The organism is Comamonas sp. FUJ_7 (assembly GCF_057369555.1).
This window is the reverse complement of record NZ_JBXXZI010000003.1, coordinates 278,121-294,736: the sequence shown is the minus strand read 5'-3', so window position 1 is coordinate 294,736 and position 16,616 is coordinate 278,121. Positions and strand designations below refer to the sequence as shown.

Here is a 16,616-nt window from a genome sequence, read left to right as displayed (position 1 = left end):
CTGTCTCTGGTCGAACGCTTGGCTCTTGAAATTGATAGCTGCAGTCGATTTCACTTAAAGGGGTGGAGATCAATTTGAATGAAAAAACGCCGCTTGTTTGCGGCGTTTTTTCATCACAGGCAGGTGCGATCAGGCGTTGGGCAAAAAGCCTTCGACGGAGAGATAGCGCTCGCCCGTGTCATAGGCAAAGCCCAGCACCTTTGCGCCTGCAGGCAGCTCGGGCAGTTTCTGGGCAATGGCAGCCAGCGTGGCACCCGAGGAAATACCGACCAGCAGGCCTTCTTCGCGCGCCATGCGGCGGGCGTATTCACGGGCGGGCTCGCCTTCGACCTGGATCACGCCGTCCAGCAGGCTGACATCCAGGTTCCTGGGAATAAAGCCCGCGCCAATCCCTTGAATAGGGTGGGGGGCAGGCTGGCCGCCTGAGATGACGGGCGATGCGGCGGGTTCGACCGCGTAGACCTTGAGATTGGGCCATTGGGCCTTGAGGACCTTGGCGACGCCGCTGAGGTGACCACCTGTGCCTACGCCGGTGATGAAGGCATCCAGGCCATCGGGGAAGTCACGCAGAATTTCCTGAGCCGTTGTGGCAGCGTGGACAGCGACGTTGGCGGGGTTTTCAAACTGCTGGGGAATCCAGGCGCCGGGCGTTTTATCTGCCAGCTCGTGCGCGCGGGCGATGGCGCCCTTCATGCCTTTTTCTTTGGGCGTCAGGTCAAACGATGCACCATAGGCCAGCATCAGGCGGCGGCGCTCGATGCTCATGCTCTCGGGCATGACCAGAATCAGCTTGTAGCCCTTGACGGCGGCCACCAGTGCCAGGCCCACGCCGGTGTTGCCGCTGGTGGGCTCAATGATGACGCCGCCGGGCTTCAGGGCACCGGATTTTTCTGCCTCTTCCACCATGGCCAGTGCAATGCGGTCCTTGATGGAGCCACCGGGGTTGCCACGCTCAGACTTGATCCAGACATGGGTGTTGTCGCCGAACAAACGGTTGACGTGGATGACGGGCGTGTTGCCAATGGTTTGCAGAACGTTGTCGAACTTCATGAAGTCTCCAAGGTGAAAAGGGCAAATCCGCCCGAAACCTGCATTGTGGCGCAGTTGATCTGCCTGGCTGGAATATGAATATTCTTGTTGCAAGTCAAGGCGGTGTTGGCATGCTTGCTCTATGCTGGACGCATGGCGAGGCCATGCGCCGATTGCTTTTCAAGGAGGCCCTTTTCTGATGTCTTTCAACATGACTTTGACGCTGCTTGGCCTGTGCTGCGTGTCCCTGCTGGTGGGGTTTTCCTGGCGCGAGCAGCGTTGGGGACCATGGGTGATGTTGGTGTCGGTGGTCAGCCTGCTTTCGCTCATGAGCTATGCCATCCTCAACTTGCTGACTTGAAGCTAGGTCATGCTGGCGATCTCTTGGGGGAAGCACCTCCGAGGTTGCCAAATGCTATGGAGTCTGCAGCGATTTGCTGCGCATCAGCGGCGCTTTCCACAACTCTGCCAGTAGCAGGCCGGTGATGGTCATGATGCCGCCCACTGCGTGATAGGCGGCCAGTGGCTCGTGCAGCGACCATGCAGCGATCAGTGCGGTGAACACCGGGATCAGATTGAAAAACATGCTGGAGCGGCCGGGGCCAAGCGTCTGCACGGCCTTCATCCATAGTAGTGGTGCTGCAATGGAGGCCATGATGCCGGCGAAGCCCACCAGAGGCAGATTGCTGGCATTCAGTCCTGTTTTTGGGGAGAGCAGATACAGCGGAAACTGCGCCACCACGGCCACCAGCACTTGCAGGTACAGCAATTGAATGGTGTTCAGGCGCGGCATGGGCCAGCGTTTGAGCAAGATGTTGTAGACCGCATAGGACAGCATGGCCAGAAACATCATGGCATCGCCCAGGTTCAGTCCCTCCGAAGCCAGAGAGCCCAGCTTGCCCGATGAGACCACCAGAGCGACGCCCACAATAGCCAGCAACGAGCCCCAGACACCGCCGCGCGTCAGCGGCTGGCCCAGCATGAAGACGGCCAGAGCCAGCACCAGCATGGGGGTGAGCGAGCCGATGATGCCCATGTGTGTGGCCGTGGTGTAGTGAGCCGCGTAATAGGCCAGGCTTTGGTAGATGACCATGCCCAGCACGCCCAGCACCAGAATTTTGGGCAGCAGCGGTTTGATCACAGCACGCTGGCGCCAGATGGAGGGCAGCAGAAACGGCGTAAAAATCACTGCGGCCACCACCCAGCGAAAAAAGCCGATCTCGGCGGCGCTGATGCTGTCAGCCGCCAGTTTGCTGACCACGGTGTTGATCGACCAGATCAGCACTGCGCCCAGCGGTAATAAGTACGCACCCATGATGAAACTCCTTGATGGGATCTATCATGCCTTGACGGTTTTGAAGTGCATTGCTGATTTCAGACAAACGATAGCCCCAACCGGACGAAGACCATGCCGAGCTTTGCTGCCACTGCTGAACAGGCCGAAACACGCCATCCGGTCGCCATTCTGGACACCGAAAAAGTGCGTGGTGACTATTACTTTCGATACGACGAATTCGGTGCCCACAGTGAGGCACCGCCGCACAGCCACCGCTGGGGGCATCTGAATTACGCCTCGCATGGCAGCCTGAGCATGGAGGTGCCCACGGGCAACATCCTGTGCCCGCCCCAGCACGGGGTGTGGATTCCGCCCGGCGTGGTGCACAGCTGCTACCTGCGCCATGCGGTGCAATACCGCTCGGTCTATCTGGCACCCGCGCTGTGCGAGGCCCTGCCGCCGCAGCCGGGCTGCATGCCCATCGGCCCTATCATTCGTGCCATCTTGCTGGACTTTGGCATGCGCGGCGTGCAGATTCCGGCCACGGCGGCCGATCTGCGGCTGGCGCAGGTGGTGCACGACCAGCTCTGCGCCACGCCGCTGGAGCTGAGTTTTTTGCCGGTGGCCCGCCATCCGGCGCTGGTGCAGGTGCTGGATGCCATGCGCTCCCAGCCCGACGACCACCGCAGCCTGGCGGACTGGGCGCAGACCGTGCACATGACCGAGCGCACACTGGCCCGCCACTGCCAGGGCGAGCTGGGCATGAGCCTGGGCGAGTGGCGCCAGCGCATGCGCTATCTGCAGGCCATCGATGCGCTGGAGGCTGGGCACACCGTGCAGCAGATCGCTTACGACCTGGGTTACAGCACGCCGTCGGCCTTTATTGCCATGTTTCAGCGCGAATCCGGCCTGCCGCCCGAGCAGTTTCGGCGCGAGTTCTGTGCAAGCTCTTTGTGAACGCGAGATAATGCGCGCCGTGAAGTGGGCTAGACCGCCGCTGGTACAAGTGCCGAAAGGCCGTACTGGAGGAACGTCCGGACTGCATAGGGCGGCGTAGCAGCTAACAGCTGTCCACCGTGAGGTGAGGATCAGAGCAACAGAGACGAGTCTGGCAGGAGTGCCGCAAGGCAGACCAACCAGGGTGAAACGGGCAATCTCTACGCGCAGCAATACCAAGTAGGCACACGTTGACGGGGCCCCCGGAGTGTGCGGGTAGGTAGCACCGAGCTGTCAGGCGACTGGCAGCCAAGATTAATGGCGGTCACATGGCGGGCAACCGTTGTGCACAGAATCCGGCTTATCGGCGCACTTCACACTTATTCCATGAAAAAGAGCTTCCAGCGCTGGAAGCTCTTTTTTTTTGATGATGCTTGCTGGGGAAGTATGAAAAAAGGAGCGAATAGCGCTTGTCCCTTATCGACTTCAGATATAAATCGACCTGAAGTGAAGGATTCACAAGCGCTGCTAGCTCCTTTTATTGATACAGATGGTGGGTAGCCAGCCGCTTTGGAAGCTTAGAAGCGCTCCCAGGGCATCAGATAGCGCCACTGGCCTTCGGGCACCTTGGCCAGCGAGACACGGCCGACGCGCAGGCGGCGCATGCTGGTGACTTGCAGACCGATGGCCGCGCACATCTTCTCGATCTCTTCAGGCGCAATGCCCTTGAGTGCAAAGCGCAGATGGCCTTCGTTTTGCCAGCTGACATGGCAGGGCGGCATGCGGCGGTGGCCGTTGCCACCGGGGATGGGCAGGCCTTCGTAGAGGATGTCCAGGCCGTCTTCGACCATCTGGCCTTCCACGCCGACGATGATTTCCTGCTCCAGCCACTGGCCTTCTTCGCCCAGCTTGCGCGCAATGCGCTTGTCCTGGGTGTAGATGATGAGACCGCTGGCCGGCACGGGAATCGTCAGAAACGATTCCAGATTCTTGAAGTGATGGTCGAGCACCAGCTGCGGCATGGGCGTGTCGAGCTGGGCCTTGGTGTCCTGACTCAGCAGCGAATGCGCGCTGCGCACCCGGCCATAGGCGCGGCCCTGGGTCATGCCCGCAGGCTTGTTCATGAGGATGGTGACGGGCGGCAGGGCCTCGGGCTTGGCGTCCTTGCACAGCGTCACGACCTGGTCGGCGCGCACACGGGTTTCGGGCACTTGCACGACTTTGCCGTCCACCTGCACGTTGCCCGCAACGATATGGAGTTCGGCCTCGCGGCGCGAGCATTGTTCTTGCTCCGCCACGCGCTTGGCGAGGCGGATGCTTTCTTGTTCAGGCAGAGATTCAGACATGGCGAGAGCTTAATGCTCCCGCCATTTCCTAGTTGTCCACAGGTCTAGCTGCGCAGTGGCTGCGGCTTAGCGCCCCAGGCACAGTTTCTGGATGCGCTCCACATGGGCCAGCAGCGATTGCTGGGCCACCGGCCACAGCGCCTTGGGCGTGTCGGCATAGACCATGGCGACCCAGTCCTCAATGCTGCCGTCGGGCAGGGTGCGCATGGCCTCGTGCACCTTGGCTTCGCGTGCCAGGCGGTGACTCTTGAGCTTGGCAATCTGCTGGCGGGCAAAGCCCAGCACATAGCCATGGGCTGGAAGTATGTGGCGCACGCCATGCTCGGCACAGAGCGCGCTGAGTTTGTCCAGCGAGTCCAGGTAATCGATCATGTTGCCGTCGGGCGGGCTGATGACGGTGGTGCTGCCGTTGAGGATGTGGTCGCCGCTGAACAGCAGCGCATCTTCTTCCAGCAAGAAGCACAGGTGGTTGGCCGCATGGCCGGGTGTGAAGATGGCTAGCAGGGTATGGCTGGTTTCGCCGTCTGGCCCTTGTCCTGTAACGGCTATGCGCTCTCCATCTTGTAGCGTGACGTCCGGTTTGAAGCGGCTATGGGCGCGTGCCGTGGGGGCGGAGGGCATTCCCATGATGGGCGGCTTGTCATGGCCAGACTCCACCACCAGTGCCTGCAGCGGCGCAGCTCCGGGCGAGTGGTCGGGGTGGGAGTGGGTGCAGACGATGAAGCGGATATCGCCGCCCGTGGTGTCATGCAGGCGCTGCAGATGCTCGGGCTCGTTGGGGCCGGGGTCGATGACGATGTAGCCGCTGCTGGCATCACCCACCAGATAGGTGTTGGTGCCGGGGCCGCTCATCATGCCGGGGTTGGGGGCCGTCAGGCGCAGCAGATTCTTGCGCAGCGGCACGGCTTTTTCAGACTGCCAGTCCAGGTGGTGAATGCCGTGGCCGTCAGGCAGCACCATTTCCAGCTCGCCATAGGCCATGTCGGTTTCGGCGTGGCGGGTGTCCTGACCTTTGAGGTAGCCACCGCGCGGGCAGGCATGCCACAGCGGCTTTTCGCTGTGCAGGGCGTTGATGACTTCCTGCGTATTGGCGAAGGCCGAGAGGCGCTGCAGCGTGCGCTGGGTAGGAAAAAGAATGAACAGTTTTTTCTCGTCAAAGCGCTGCAGGGCGTCTTGGGGCGAAATCCAGGTGGGTTCGAACTGCTCGGTTTCGTCGGCCACGGGGACTTGCCCTTGCGGCATGCGGGCCACGAAAAAGGGTACGTTGAAGCGTTTGGGCAAATCCAGCGGAGCGGTCCAGTGCGTCAGGTACCAGAGCTGATCGACGGCCAGCGTCCAGCCGCGTTCGCGGCACTGTGCATAGAGCGATGCCTGGCGGTCAAGCAGCGCCACATCGGCAGGAGAGACGGGCTGGTCATTCCTGTCATAGGCCAACAAGATACCCAATTCTTCAAAAGTCTCGCGGATGGCGGCCAGCGCCTGCGTGATGCGCTCTGTCCCGGCGATCTCGGCCATGGAGGGGCGAATTTGAGCCAGCGCGTGGTTGGCAGGGTCTGCATCCTCTGCCTCCAGACCTCCGCCGGGGAAGACATAGGCATTGGCAAAAATGCCTTGATCGGCACGCCTTGTCATCAGCACTTCAAATCCGCTGCCGTCGGCACAGTCGCGCAGGAGCAGCAAAGTGGCTGCATCACGAGCTGGTACGGGAGGGCGCTGGGGCTGGAGAAGTTGGCTGGGGCGGGGCGGTTGGGGTGAGGTCATGGACGCACATTATGCGAAGGCGCTGCGCGTGCACATGTCATGCCTGGACTAGATGGGCGCTGCGGGAGCCAGTAATCGGGGAAAGCACTGAGATCAAACTGCGCGGAATAGCTTGCATTTGATTATTTTAAATAACAATAATGAAGCAAAGGAATGGTTATGAGTCATAAAGAAATTGCCGTTGAATTGCGTGGCGATGCGCAGCAGGTCGCTGTCATCCGCCTGATGCGCTCTGCCAAGCGCAATGCCTTGTCCGATGGGCTGGTGCTGGGTCTGCGCGATGTATTCATGAATCTGCCCGCCAGCGTGCGTGCCGCCGTGGTGGATGGTGATGGCCCGCATTTCTGCGCCGGTCTGGATCTGAGCGAACTCAGCGAGCGTGACGCGGCCCAGGGCGTGCTGCACTCGCGCATGTGGCATGAGGCGCTGCGCCAGGTGCAGTTTGGTGCTGTCCCTGTGGTGGCTGCCTTGCATGGTGCGGTGGTGGGCGGAGGGCTGGAGCTGGCCAGTGCCTGCCATATTCGCGTGGCAGACAGCAGCACTTTCTATGCCCTGCCCGAGGGCTCTCGGGGCATTTTTGTGGGCGGCGGTGGCTCGGTGCGCATCCCGCGCCTGATTGGCGCTGCCCGCATGGCCGACATGATGTTCACCGGTCGCGTGTACAAGGCCGAAGAAGGCGAGCGCATTGGTCTGTCGCAATACCTGGTGCCCGAAGGTCAGGCGCTGGACAAGGCGGTGGAGCTGGCGCTGCGCATTGCCGAGAATGCACCCATGACGAATTACGCACTCATGCACGCTTTGCCGCGTATTGCCGATCAGCCTGCCGATCAGGGGTTGATGACGGAAGCGCTGATGGCCGCAGTGGCGCAGAGCGCACCGGAGGCCAAGTTCCGCTTGCAGGAGTTTTTGGCAGGTCGTGCCGCCAAGGTCAGCCAAGACTGACCGGGCATCATCAAGAAAAAGCGGCGGAGACAAAGACAATGCAGGAGACAAGCACAGCCATGCAGGCCATCAGCCAGATCGAAGAAGGCGCTCAGCCTCGTTATCGGGAGCTGGAGTTTGGCGTGCGCAGCATCTGGGTTCGTGAGGCGGGGGATGGCACTTTTCATGTGCGCTCCGATCAGGAGCTGGCCGCTTATGCGCTGCGCATGACCGACAGACTGTTGCACTGGGCGCAGGCCACGCCGCAGCAGACTTTTATCGCTCAACGCAAGCGGCTGGCTGATGGCAGCACAGGTGACTGGGAGCACATCAGCTACGCCCAGATGCTGGCGGCTGCGCGCAGCATTGCACAAGCACTGCTGGATAGAAACCTCTCGGCAGAGCGCCCTGTTGTCATCCTCAGCGAGAACAGCCTTGATCACGCCATGCTGGCCATGGGCTGCCTGTATGCGGGCGTGCCCTATTGCTCGGTCTCTACCGCCTATTCGCTGGTCAGCACGGACTACGCCAAGCTGCGTCATGTGGTCGATACGCTGACCCCCGGCTTGATCTTTGCCAGCGATGCTGCGCGTTATGGCAAAGCTGCGCGTGCTGTGCAGGCCGAGGGCTGTGAGCTGGTGTACCACAAGGCGACGGATGAGGCACAGCCTTGCACTTTGTGGGCTGATTTGCTGGCGACAAAGGCCACAGCCGCAGCCGATACCGCCATGCAGGCCACGGGGCCGGACACCATCACCAAGTTCTTGTTCACCTCGGGCTCGACCAAGCTGCCCAAGGCTGTGATCAACACCCATGGCATGTGGTGCGCCAACCAGCAGCAGATTGCCCAGACCATGCCCGATATGGTCAAGGGCCCGCCGGTTCTGGTGGACTGGCTGCCCTGGAGTCACACCTTTGGCGGCAACAAGAACATTGGCCTGGCGCTGTATCACGGTGGCTCGGTCTATATCGACGATGGCAAGCCTACGGCCGCAGGCATTGGCGAGACACTGCGCAATCTGCGCGAGATCTCGCCCACGGTGTACTTCAATGTGCCAACGGGATTTGAATACATTGCCCGCGCCATGGAAAGCGATGCGCAGTTGCGCAGCAGCCTGCTCAAGCGCGTCAAGATGTTTTTCTATGCGGGCGCCTCTTTGGCGCAGCCGGTCTGGGACAGCCTGCATCGCACACAGGAAGCCGAGTGCGGCGAGCGAATTGTGATGGGCACGGGCCTGGGCATGACCGAGTCTTCGCCCTCGGCACTGTTCATCAACCGCCCCGATGTGCGCTCTGGCGATCTGGGCGTGCCCGTACCGGGGCTGGAGCTCAAGCTGGTGCCTGTCGATGGCAAGCTGGAGGTACGCTATCGGGGCCCCAATGTCACGCCCGGCTACTGGCGTGCACCGGAAGCCACGGCCGAGGCGTTTGATGAGCAAGGCTTCTTTCGCACCGGCGATGCCGTGCAGTGGCGCGACCCTCAGGATCGTAATCAGGGCCTGCGCTTCGATGGACGCATTGCCGAAGACTTCAAGCTGGCCACCGGCACCTTTGTCAATGTGGGGCCGCTGCGCGCCAAGATCATTCATGCGGGTGCTCCGTATATCCAGGACGTAGTGTTGACGGGGCTGGACCGCAAGGAAGTAGGCGCCATCATTTTTGGCACGCCGGCCTGCGTTGCACTCAGCGGGCTAGGCACCGATGCCAGCCTGGAGCAAGTGATGCACAGCGCGCCTGTGCAGCAGCACTTGCAAAACGTGCTCAACCAGCTGGCGCAGACAGCTACCGGCAGCGCCACCCGCATTGCGCGTGCCGTGGCTGCCATCAAGCCACCGTCTCTGGACTTGGGCGAGGTGACGGACAAAGGCTCCATCAATCAGCGTGCCGTTCTTCAGCATCGCGCGGATGTGGTGAGCGGCCTGTATGACGAAACGCTGGCGCTGATTCTGAAGCCCGGTGTTTGAATAAAAAACAAGCCAAATCGTGTCTAAGCCCAATGTTGGAAAGCGTAACTAGCTTCTAAAAGGATAGTGAGATGCAAGTTCAGAATCAGATTGCCATCGTGACCGGGGGAGCTTCGGGTCTTGGTGAGGCTACGGCACGGGCACTGGCTGCAGCCGGTGCCAAAGTCGCGGTGCTGGACCGCCAGGTCGACAAAGCCAAAGTGGTTGCGGCCGAGATTGGCGGCCTGGCACTGGAGTGCGATATCTGCGATGCAAACAGCGTCACGGCGGCGCTGGATGCCATTCGTGAGCAGTGGGGCGCGGATGCACGAATTTTGATGAATGTGGCGGGTATTGGCACGGCCAAGCGCGTGATCGGCCGTGATGGCGAGCCCGCGCCATTGGAAGACTTCGAGCGCGTGATTCGCGTCAACCTGATTGGCAGCTACAACATGACGCGCCTGTTTGCCGCACGCTGCGCCAAGCTCGATGGCCTGGAAGATGGTGCACGTGGCGTGATTCTCTACACCGCATCAGTGGCCGCTTTTGACGGACAGGTGGGGCAGCAGGCTTACAGCGCATCCAAGGGCGGACTGGTCGGCATGACACTGCCCATGGCGCGAGACCTGGCACAGCATGGCATTCGCGTTTGCACCGTGGCGCCGGGCTTGTTTGCCACGCCGCTGATGCAGGAGTTGCCCGAGCCCGTGCAGCAGTCTCTGGCGGCTTCCATTCCTTTCCCGTCGCGGTTGGGTAAACCTTCGGAGTTTGCGAATCTGGCTGTGCATATCGTGCACAACGACCACCTCAACGGCGAAGTGATACGCCTTGATGGTGCGCTGCGCATGGCACCGAGATAGAGATTTCCTCTGGGGCGCTGTGCGCCTTCCCTCAAGGGAGATCACAGCTTGGCTGCGCGGCGGCATTTGCTGGCTGTTCCTTTGATAGGCTGTGGCTGCATTTAACCAACAGGGCCGGAGAGCCCGTATTTTTAACAGGAGACAAACATGCAAGATCGTCGCAATTTCGTCAAAAGCCTCAGCGCTGGCGCAGCGCTGGCTGCATTCGGCGGTATCGCCAGCCGCAGTGCTTATGCGCAGGGCGGTGGCCCGCTGGAGCAGGTGCGCATTCTGTACGGCTTCCCCGCAGGCAGTGCCGGGGACTCGGTAGCGCGTCGTGTGGCAGAAAAGCTGGGTGGCACCAGCTACAGCAAGAATATGGGTGTGGTGGAAAACAAGCCCGGAGCTGGAGGCCGTATTGCGTTGGAGAACCTGCGCACGGCGGCTGGGGACGGTTCGGTCATTGTGCTTTCCCAGGTGTCGGCCTTCTCCATCTATCCGCACATCTATAGCAAGCTGACCTATCAGGCCAAGGATTTCGAGCCGATCTCCATCGGCGCCATCATGCACCACGGCCTGGCAGTCGGCCCTGCCGTGCCGGCCGAGGTCAAGACGCTCAAGGACTTTCTGGCCTGGTGCAAGAACAACCCCGACAAGGCCAGCTTTGGTAGCCCCGGTGCGGGCACCCAGCCACACTTGATCGGCTCGCTGCTCAGCCTGCGCTCGGGCATCAAACTCAGCCATGTTCCCTATCGCGGCACGGCGCCTGCGGTGTCCGATCTCGCCGGTGGCCAGATTGCAGCCGTCATGGGTCCCAGCGGTGACTTCCTAAGCTACTACAAGGCGGGCAAGCTGCGTGTACTGGCAACCAGCGGTCCGCAACGCAACCCCTATCTGCCCAATGTGCCCACGTTTGCCGAGCAGGGCTTTGCCGACCTGACTGCCGAAGAGTGGTTTGGCTTTTATGCCAACGCCAAGACGCCGCTTGATGTGCGTCAGCGCGCCCATGCAGCGATCACGGCAGCGCTCAAGAGCGATGCACTCAAGGAAAGCGTGGGCGTGGTCGGCTTGATTGCCACCAGCTCCACGCCGGAAGAGATGGCTCGCTCGCAGCAGGCTGAGTTCGAGCGCTGGGGGCCGCTGGTCAAGCAGATTGGGTTTACGGCGGATACCTGATCGCACCCCCTGAGCCGCTTTGCGGCTTTCCCCTCTCTCGCTTTGCGGGAGGGGGACGATGCCCTCGCTGCGGGGCGGCCCTTGCTTGGCATCTCTGGCATGGGGCGCTTTTAGCGCACATGGAAGCGCTATTTCGAGATTTTCATTTGCTGCGATGCAGCCGGTTTTGTATGTCCTATCTGCCCACCAGCGCCGATAACGCGTTTCTTCTTTTTAATGTGCTCAAGGCTGATGAGCAGTTGCAGCGATTGCCTGTTCATGCGGCAACGGATCAGGCGCTGATGCAGCAGGTGCTGGAGGAGGCAGGCAAATGGGTGGGCGATGTGGTGGCACCGTTGTCGCGCGAAGGCGATGAAGTGGGTGTGCAGTTTGCGGCGGGCAAGGTCACTACGCCACCGGGTTTCGCCAGTGCCTATCAGGACTTCTGGCAGGCGGGCTGGCCCGCGCTGGCCTGTGCTGAGGAGGATGGTGGGCAGGGTCTGCCTTGGGTGCTGGAGGGGGTGCTGTATGAGTGGCTGAGCGCTGCCAACCATGGCTGGACCATGGCTCCCGGTTTGCTGCATGGCGCTTATGAATGCCTCAAGCACCATGGCAGCGAAGCGCTCAAAGCTGCCTATCTGCCCAAGGTGGCCAGTGGCGAGTGGCTGGCCACCATGTGTCTGACGGAAGCCCATGCCGGCAGTGACCTGGGGCTGGTACGCACACAGGCTGTCCTGGCTGGAGAGTCCGAGCTGGGTGAGCGTTTTGAAGTCAGTGGCAGCAAGATTTTTATCTCGGGCGGCGAGCATGATCTGACCGAGAACATCGTGCACCTCGTGCTGGCGCGGCTGCCTGGGGCTCCCGCTGGTCCTAAGGGCTTGTCGCTGTTTCTGGTTCCCAAGGTTTTGCCAGACGGTGCGCTCAATGCCGTGGTCTGTGAACGCATTGAGGAAAAAATGGGCTTGCATGGCAGCCCTACCTGCGTGATGCGTTTTGATGCGGCTGCCGGCTGGTTGATTGGCCAGCCTGGCGCGGGACTGAATGCCATGTTTGTCATGATGAATGCGGCGCGTCTGCACGTGGCGCTGCAAGGCATAGGCTTGCTGGATGCTGCATGGCAAAAAGCCCATGCCTATGCGCTGGAGCGCCGCCAGATGCGTGCGCCAGGGGCTGTGCCTGCTTCGCGTGGCGCTGGCGATGCGGCCGATCTGATCATCGAGCACCCGGCTGTTCGCCGCACACTGGATCTGCAGCGTGCCTGGGTGGATGGTGGGCGCGTGCTGGCCTATCAGACCGGCATCTATCTCGATGTGGCGCGCCATGCCGAAAGCGCAGCCGAGCGAGAGCAGGCTCAGCAATGGTGCAGCTTGATTACGCCCGTTCTCAAGGCCGCCTGGACGCAGCAGGCGTTTGAAGGTGCCAGCGCCTGTCTGCAGGTGTTTGGCGGCCACGGCTATATCCGCGAGTGGGGCATTGAGCAGATCGTGCGCGACTCGCGTGTGGCCATGATTTACGAGGGCACGAACGAAATTCAGGCCATTGACCTGCTGGTGCGCAAAGTCTTGCCAGATGGTGGTCAGGCCATGGGGCAGTGGCTGCTGTCGCTGCGCAAGACGCTGGACGCTGGCCGTGCGCTGGATGCCGAAGTGCTGCGTTGCCTGGCGCAGCTGCGCTACTTCACCACCGTGCTGGCGCAGGCTTGCAAGGAAGATGACACCCTGGCCTGGCGTGTGGCTGATGACTATCTGCGCTGTGTTGCCGTGGTGCTGCTGGGCTGGGCCTGGGCGCGCATCGCCGCGACAGAGGGCGCAGAGGCAGAGCGCTGGCAGGGCGCTTGCAAGCAGGTGATGCAACGCGTGCTGCCGGAAATGGACTGGCGGCTGGGTCTGATGAAGGCGCAGTGGGCGCAGGCTTCGGTTGTACATGGCAACCAGCTGTTTACACCCGCGCATTGAGTCTGTATGGCTGCAAGATGTGGGCGAAACCGGCAAAATTGCCATCTTTTCGCTGCAATTCTGAATTGATCTTTGCCATTGACGTTGACACCGACCATGCCCGCTCAAAAGACTGTTGAATCCGCCTCTAAACCCGCTCGTGTGTTGCGCGCCTCCCGCGCTCAGAAGGCAGCTCCGGAGAAAGAAGCAGGAGCGGAGGTGTTTGCGGTGGATGAGGTCAATGCCAGCTTTCTGGAGTCTTTGCTGGGCTACAACGCACGCCGAGCCTCGCTGGCATTGGTGGATGTTTTCGTGCGCAGCATGGAGCGTTTTGAGCTCAAGATCGTTGAGTTTTCTGTGCTCTCGCTGGTAGGAGGCAACCCGGGCATCACCTCGCGTCAGCTGTGCCAGCAGCTGGCTGTGCTGCCGCCCAATATGGTGGGCATGATCGATGCGCTGAGCAAGCGCGGCTTTCTGGAGCGTCGCCCCCACCCGCACGATGGACGTGCCTCGGGGCTTTATCTGACCGCTGAAGGCCGTGTGCTGGTTGATACCGCCGAACCCGAAATCAAGCGCAGCGAAGAGCAGTCGCTGGTGCACCTGAGCGCAGCCGAGCAGCTCCAGCTGATGGAGCTGCTGCAAAAACTGTATCGCAGATAGGCCGTTGACGATCTCTTCTAGGCATCTGCATAGGAGATCGTGAACCTGCACTGAAGCCCCGGCATGGCGCGATAATGTGATCCATCATGCAGATTCGCTTTACCAAGATGCAAGGCGCGGGCAATGACTTTGTCGTGCTCGATGAGACCCAGGGCCGTCTAGGCCTGAGTACGGCCCAATACCGCTATCTGGCCAATCGCCACTTTGGCGTGGGGGCCGACCAGATACTGAGCGTGCGCCCGGCACCTGCAGAAGACGTGGATTTTGAATATGTCATCCACAATGCCGATGGGGGAGAGGTTGAGCAATGCGGTAACGGTGCGCGCTGCTTTGCCCGCTATGTGCGTGACAAGGGCTTGACTCACAAGAGCGTGATCCGGGTACAGACCCTCTCCGGCATCATTGCCCCTGAAATTCATGACGACGGCCGCGTGACCGTGGACATGGGGGCGCCCCAGCTTGATCCGGCCAAGGTGCCGTTCATTACCCAAGGTCTGCAGCCTCAAACTTTGGGTTTGGCACAAAAATGGCCTCTAGACCTTGATGAGCATGGGCAGTCAGCTACAGTCTGGATAGCGCCAGTTTCCATGGGCAACCCGCATGCCGTGCAATGGGTGGATGATGTGGAGACGGCAAAAGTGGCCGAGCATGGACCGCTGATTGAGCAACATGCACGTTTTCCACAGCGCGTGAATGCAGGCTTCATGCAGATCATGCACAGGGGCGAGGTCAAACTGCGCGTTTACGAGCGTGGCTCTGGCGAGACCTTGGCCTGTGGCACAGGTGCTTGCGCCGCCGTGGTAGCCGGCATTGGCTGGGGCTTGTTGGACAGCCGCGTGGACGTCCGCACCCGAGGGGGCTTGCTTACCATTGAATGGGCGGGTCAGGCGCAAGACCGTGTGCGCATGACCGGCCCCGCCGAATTTGTTTTTGAAGGCCAGATCGACATCCCTGATACCTTATGAACAGCTTGACCGACACCGCCCTGACCGAAGAGTCGATTGCCGACTATCTCCAGCAAACCCCCGAGTTCTTTGAGCGTCATGCCGAAATGCTGACCGGAGTGCGTTTGGTCAGTGGCCACGGCCCTCGTGCCGTGAGCCTGCAGGAGCGCCAAGCCGAGATGCTGCGCGAGAAGATCAAGGGTCTGGAGCACCGCATCATGGATATGGTGCGCCATGGAAGCGAGAACGCATCCATTGCCAACAAGATTCACCAGTGGACCCATGCGCTGGTCAAGGTGCAGGACCTGCGCGAACTGCCTCATGCACTGACGGCCAGCCTGCAGCATATTTTTGATGTGCCACAGGTGGCGCTGCGCTTGTGGGATGTGGCAGGTGCACATAGCGGAACGGTCTACACCATGGGAGTCAGCGATGATGCCAAGGCATTTGCATCGTCACTGACCATGCCTTTTTGTGGCCCCAATATGGGCTTTGAGCCCGTTACTTGGCTATCCAATCCCAACGCCGTGCAGTCGGTGGCATTGCTGACACTGCACGATGGAGCCATGGACAGCACGACCAATGCCTTTGGCATGCTGGTGCTGGGATCGCCCGACCCCATGCGCTTTGATGCAACCATGGGCACAGAGTTTTTGACGCGCATTTCAGAACTGGCCAGTGCAGCGCTATCACGCATGCGCACGCCAGCACTGACATTGGCACATGGCTGATTTGAGCTGAAAAGGGCTCAAACCATTGGCACACGAGGGCCATCAGCTCCCTTTTGAAGAGCAATACGCCCAGCTGCCGGAAGTTGTCCACAACTATCTGCAGCATGTGCGTGTGCAAAAGCGCCTGGCCGATCGCACGCATACACTGTATGCGCTGGATTTGATCAAGCTGCAGCGGTTTGCCCAGCAGGCAGGCCAGGAGCTTCTGGCGCTGCAGCCCCAGCACATCCGACGCTTTGCGGCACAAATGCATAGCGCAGGCCGCAGTCCGCGCGGTATTGCCTTGATCTTGTCGGGCTGGCGCAGCTTTTTTCGCTGGGCAGCGCAGCAGGAGTTGGTGCCTTTCAATCCCGTGGAAGGCGTGCGCGGCCCCAAGGCGCCCAAGCCTTTGCCCAAGGCGCTGGGCGTAGAAGACGCCGTGCAACTGGCCAGTTTCCACAATGCCGACGCCGACCCGTGGATAGAAGCGCGTGATGCCGCCATGACCGAGTTGCTCTACAGCTGCGGCCTGCGTGCGGCCGAGCTGGCGGGCTTGGATGTGCGTCCCGATGCGCAGACCCTGCAGCAAGGTCACGGCTGGATCGATCTGGAGGCGGGCGACGCCCATGTGCAGGGCAAGGGCAGCAAGCGCCGCATTGTGCCCGTGGGCCGCAAGGCGTTGGAGGCACTTCAGACCTGGCTGGCCCAGCGCAGCAGCGCGCTGGCGGGCTTGGCGCAGGCCAAGGCTCGGGAGGAGCCGGCACTATTTATCGGCCGCCGGGGCGAGCGGCTCAGCACCCAGTCCATCTGGGCGCGGCTCAAGCTGCGGGGGCTGCAGGCGGGCTTGGCGTCTGGCGTGCATCCGCATGTGCTGCGCCACTCGTTTGCCAGCCATATGCTGCAGTCCAGCGGCGATTTGCGGGCGGTGCAGGAGTTGCTGGGCCACTCCAGCATTACCACCACGCAGATCTACACCCGGCTGGATTTTCAGCATCTGGCCCAAGTTTATGAAAATGCCCATCCGCGTGCCCGGAGGCAGGAGGGCGGCGACAAGCCTGCCACCAAATGTGGGCAGGGGCGAGACGCAGAAGATTAGGTAAGTCCTGAATTGATAGCTGCTAGCGCTTGATAGATAAGCGTTTTAGGCTGTTTTTGCTTGATT

Annotated in this window: 16 protein-coding genes and 1 other RNA gene; 13 read left to right on the top strand and 4 right to left on the bottom strand. The window is 61.0% G+C overall.

Annotated features, from left to right (window positions below):
• Positions 1-129 precede the first annotated feature (129 nt).
• Positions 130-1,050 carry a cysteine synthase A gene (gene cysK, locus AC2I9W_RS06835; RefSeq protein WP_486409251.1) on the bottom strand — a complete coding sequence of 307 codons (921 nt, stop codon included), beginning with the start codon at positions 1,048-1,050 and terminating at the stop codon, positions 130-132.
• Positions 1,051-1,228: 178 nt separating this feature from the next.
• Here cysK and AC2I9W_RS06830 point away from each other — a divergent pair, with 178 nt between their 5' ends.
• Entirely contained in the window at positions 1,229-1,390 is a 162-nt protein-coding gene (locus AC2I9W_RS06830; protein WP_486409250.1) for a hypothetical protein, read from the top strand.
• 54 nt (positions 1,391-1,444) lie between these two features.
• Here the strand turns inward: AC2I9W_RS06830 and AC2I9W_RS06825 are convergent, their stop codons facing one another.
• Complete coding sequence (locus AC2I9W_RS06825) at positions 1,445-2,344, bottom strand: DMT family transporter (protein WP_486409249.1); 900 nt, start codon at positions 2,342-2,344, stop codon at positions 1,445-1,447.
• A 93-nt stretch (positions 2,345-2,437) separates the two neighbouring features.
• Between AC2I9W_RS06825 and AC2I9W_RS06820 the strand changes: the two genes are divergently transcribed.
• The 3 genes from AC2I9W_RS06820 to AC2I9W_RS06810 all read left to right on the top strand — a co-directional run bounded on the left by AC2I9W_RS06820 (position 2,438) and on the right by AC2I9W_RS06810 (position 3,802).
• A complete protein-coding gene (locus tag AC2I9W_RS06820) occupies positions 2,438-3,262 on the top strand; it encodes an AraC family transcriptional regulator (protein ID WP_486409248.1) in 825 nt (274 codons plus the stop codon).
• 21 nt (positions 3,263-3,283) lie between these two features.
• Positions 3,284-3,621, top strand: an RNA gene (gene rnpB, locus AC2I9W_RS06815) — RNase P RNA component class A.
• Between the two features lie 7 nt (positions 3,622-3,628).
• On the top strand, positions 3,629-3,802 hold the full coding sequence (locus AC2I9W_RS06810) for a hypothetical protein (protein WP_486409247.1): 174 nt from the start codon (positions 3,629-3,631) through the stop codon (positions 3,800-3,802).
• A 17-nt stretch (positions 3,803-3,819) separates the two neighbouring features.
• Here AC2I9W_RS06810 and AC2I9W_RS06805 read toward each other — a convergent pair whose 3' ends face one another.
• Together AC2I9W_RS06805 and AC2I9W_RS06800 are read right to left on the bottom strand one after the other, a co-directional pair.
• The gene (locus AC2I9W_RS06805; RefSeq protein ID WP_486409246.1) at positions 3,820-4,587 is read right to left on the bottom strand and encodes a S4 domain-containing protein; all 768 of its coding nucleotides are present in this window, start codon (positions 4,585-4,587) and stop codon (positions 3,820-3,822) included.
• 66 nt (positions 4,588-4,653) lie between these two features.
• The gene (locus AC2I9W_RS06800) at positions 4,654-6,348 is read right to left on the bottom strand and encodes an MBL fold metallo-hydrolase (RefSeq protein WP_486409245.1); all 1,695 of its coding nucleotides are present in this window, start codon (positions 6,346-6,348) and stop codon (positions 4,654-4,656) included.
• A 159-nt stretch (positions 6,349-6,507) separates the two neighbouring features.
• Between AC2I9W_RS06800 and AC2I9W_RS06795 the strand changes: the two genes are divergently transcribed.
• From AC2I9W_RS06795 to AC2I9W_RS06755, 9 genes are all read left to right on the top strand, one after another.
• Complete coding sequence (locus AC2I9W_RS06795; RefSeq protein WP_486409244.1) at positions 6,508-7,290, top strand: crotonase/enoyl-CoA hydratase family protein; 783 nt, start codon at positions 6,508-6,510, stop codon at positions 7,288-7,290.
• 38 nt (positions 7,291-7,328) lie between these two features.
• Entirely contained in the window at positions 7,329-9,233 is a 1,905-nt protein-coding gene (locus AC2I9W_RS06790; protein WP_486409243.1) for a feruloyl-CoA synthase, read from the top strand.
• Between the two features lie 71 nt (positions 9,234-9,304).
• Positions 9,305-10,072, top strand: coding sequence for an SDR family NAD(P)-dependent oxidoreductase (locus AC2I9W_RS06785; protein ID WP_486409242.1), 768 nt, complete (start codon positions 9,305-9,307; stop codon positions 10,070-10,072).
• Between the two features lie 147 nt (positions 10,073-10,219).
• Positions 10,220-11,227, top strand: a complete 1,008-nt coding sequence (locus AC2I9W_RS06780) for a Bug family tripartite tricarboxylate transporter substrate binding protein (protein WP_486409241.1) — start codon at positions 10,220-10,222, stop codon at positions 11,225-11,227.
• A 170-nt stretch (positions 11,228-11,397) separates the two neighbouring features.
• Positions 11,398-13,161: an acyl-CoA dehydrogenase family protein gene (locus tag AC2I9W_RS06775; protein ID WP_486409240.1), complete on the top strand. Its 1,764-nt coding sequence runs from the start codon at positions 11,398-11,400 to the stop codon at positions 13,159-13,161.
• A 96-nt stretch (positions 13,162-13,257) separates the two neighbouring features.
• Positions 13,258-13,800 carry a MarR family winged helix-turn-helix transcriptional regulator gene (locus AC2I9W_RS06770; protein ID WP_486409239.1) on the top strand — a complete coding sequence of 181 codons (543 nt, stop codon included), beginning with the start codon at positions 13,258-13,260 and terminating at the stop codon, positions 13,798-13,800.
• Between the two features lie 86 nt (positions 13,801-13,886).
• Positions 13,887-14,765, top strand: a complete 879-nt coding sequence (dapF, locus tag AC2I9W_RS06765; protein WP_486409238.1) for a diaminopimelate epimerase — start codon at positions 13,887-13,889, stop codon at positions 14,763-14,765.
• Entirely contained in the window at positions 14,762-15,475 is a 714-nt protein-coding gene (locus AC2I9W_RS06760) for a DUF484 family protein (protein WP_486409237.1), read from the top strand. The genes dapF and AC2I9W_RS06760 overlap by 4 nt, the downstream gene beginning before the upstream one ends.
• A 25-nt stretch (positions 15,476-15,500) precedes the next feature.
• Positions 15,501-16,550 carry a tyrosine recombinase XerC gene (locus AC2I9W_RS06755; protein WP_486409236.1) on the top strand — a complete coding sequence of 350 codons (1,050 nt, stop codon included), beginning with the start codon at positions 15,501-15,503 and terminating at the stop codon, positions 16,548-16,550.
• Positions 16,551-16,616: the final 66 nt, after the last annotated feature.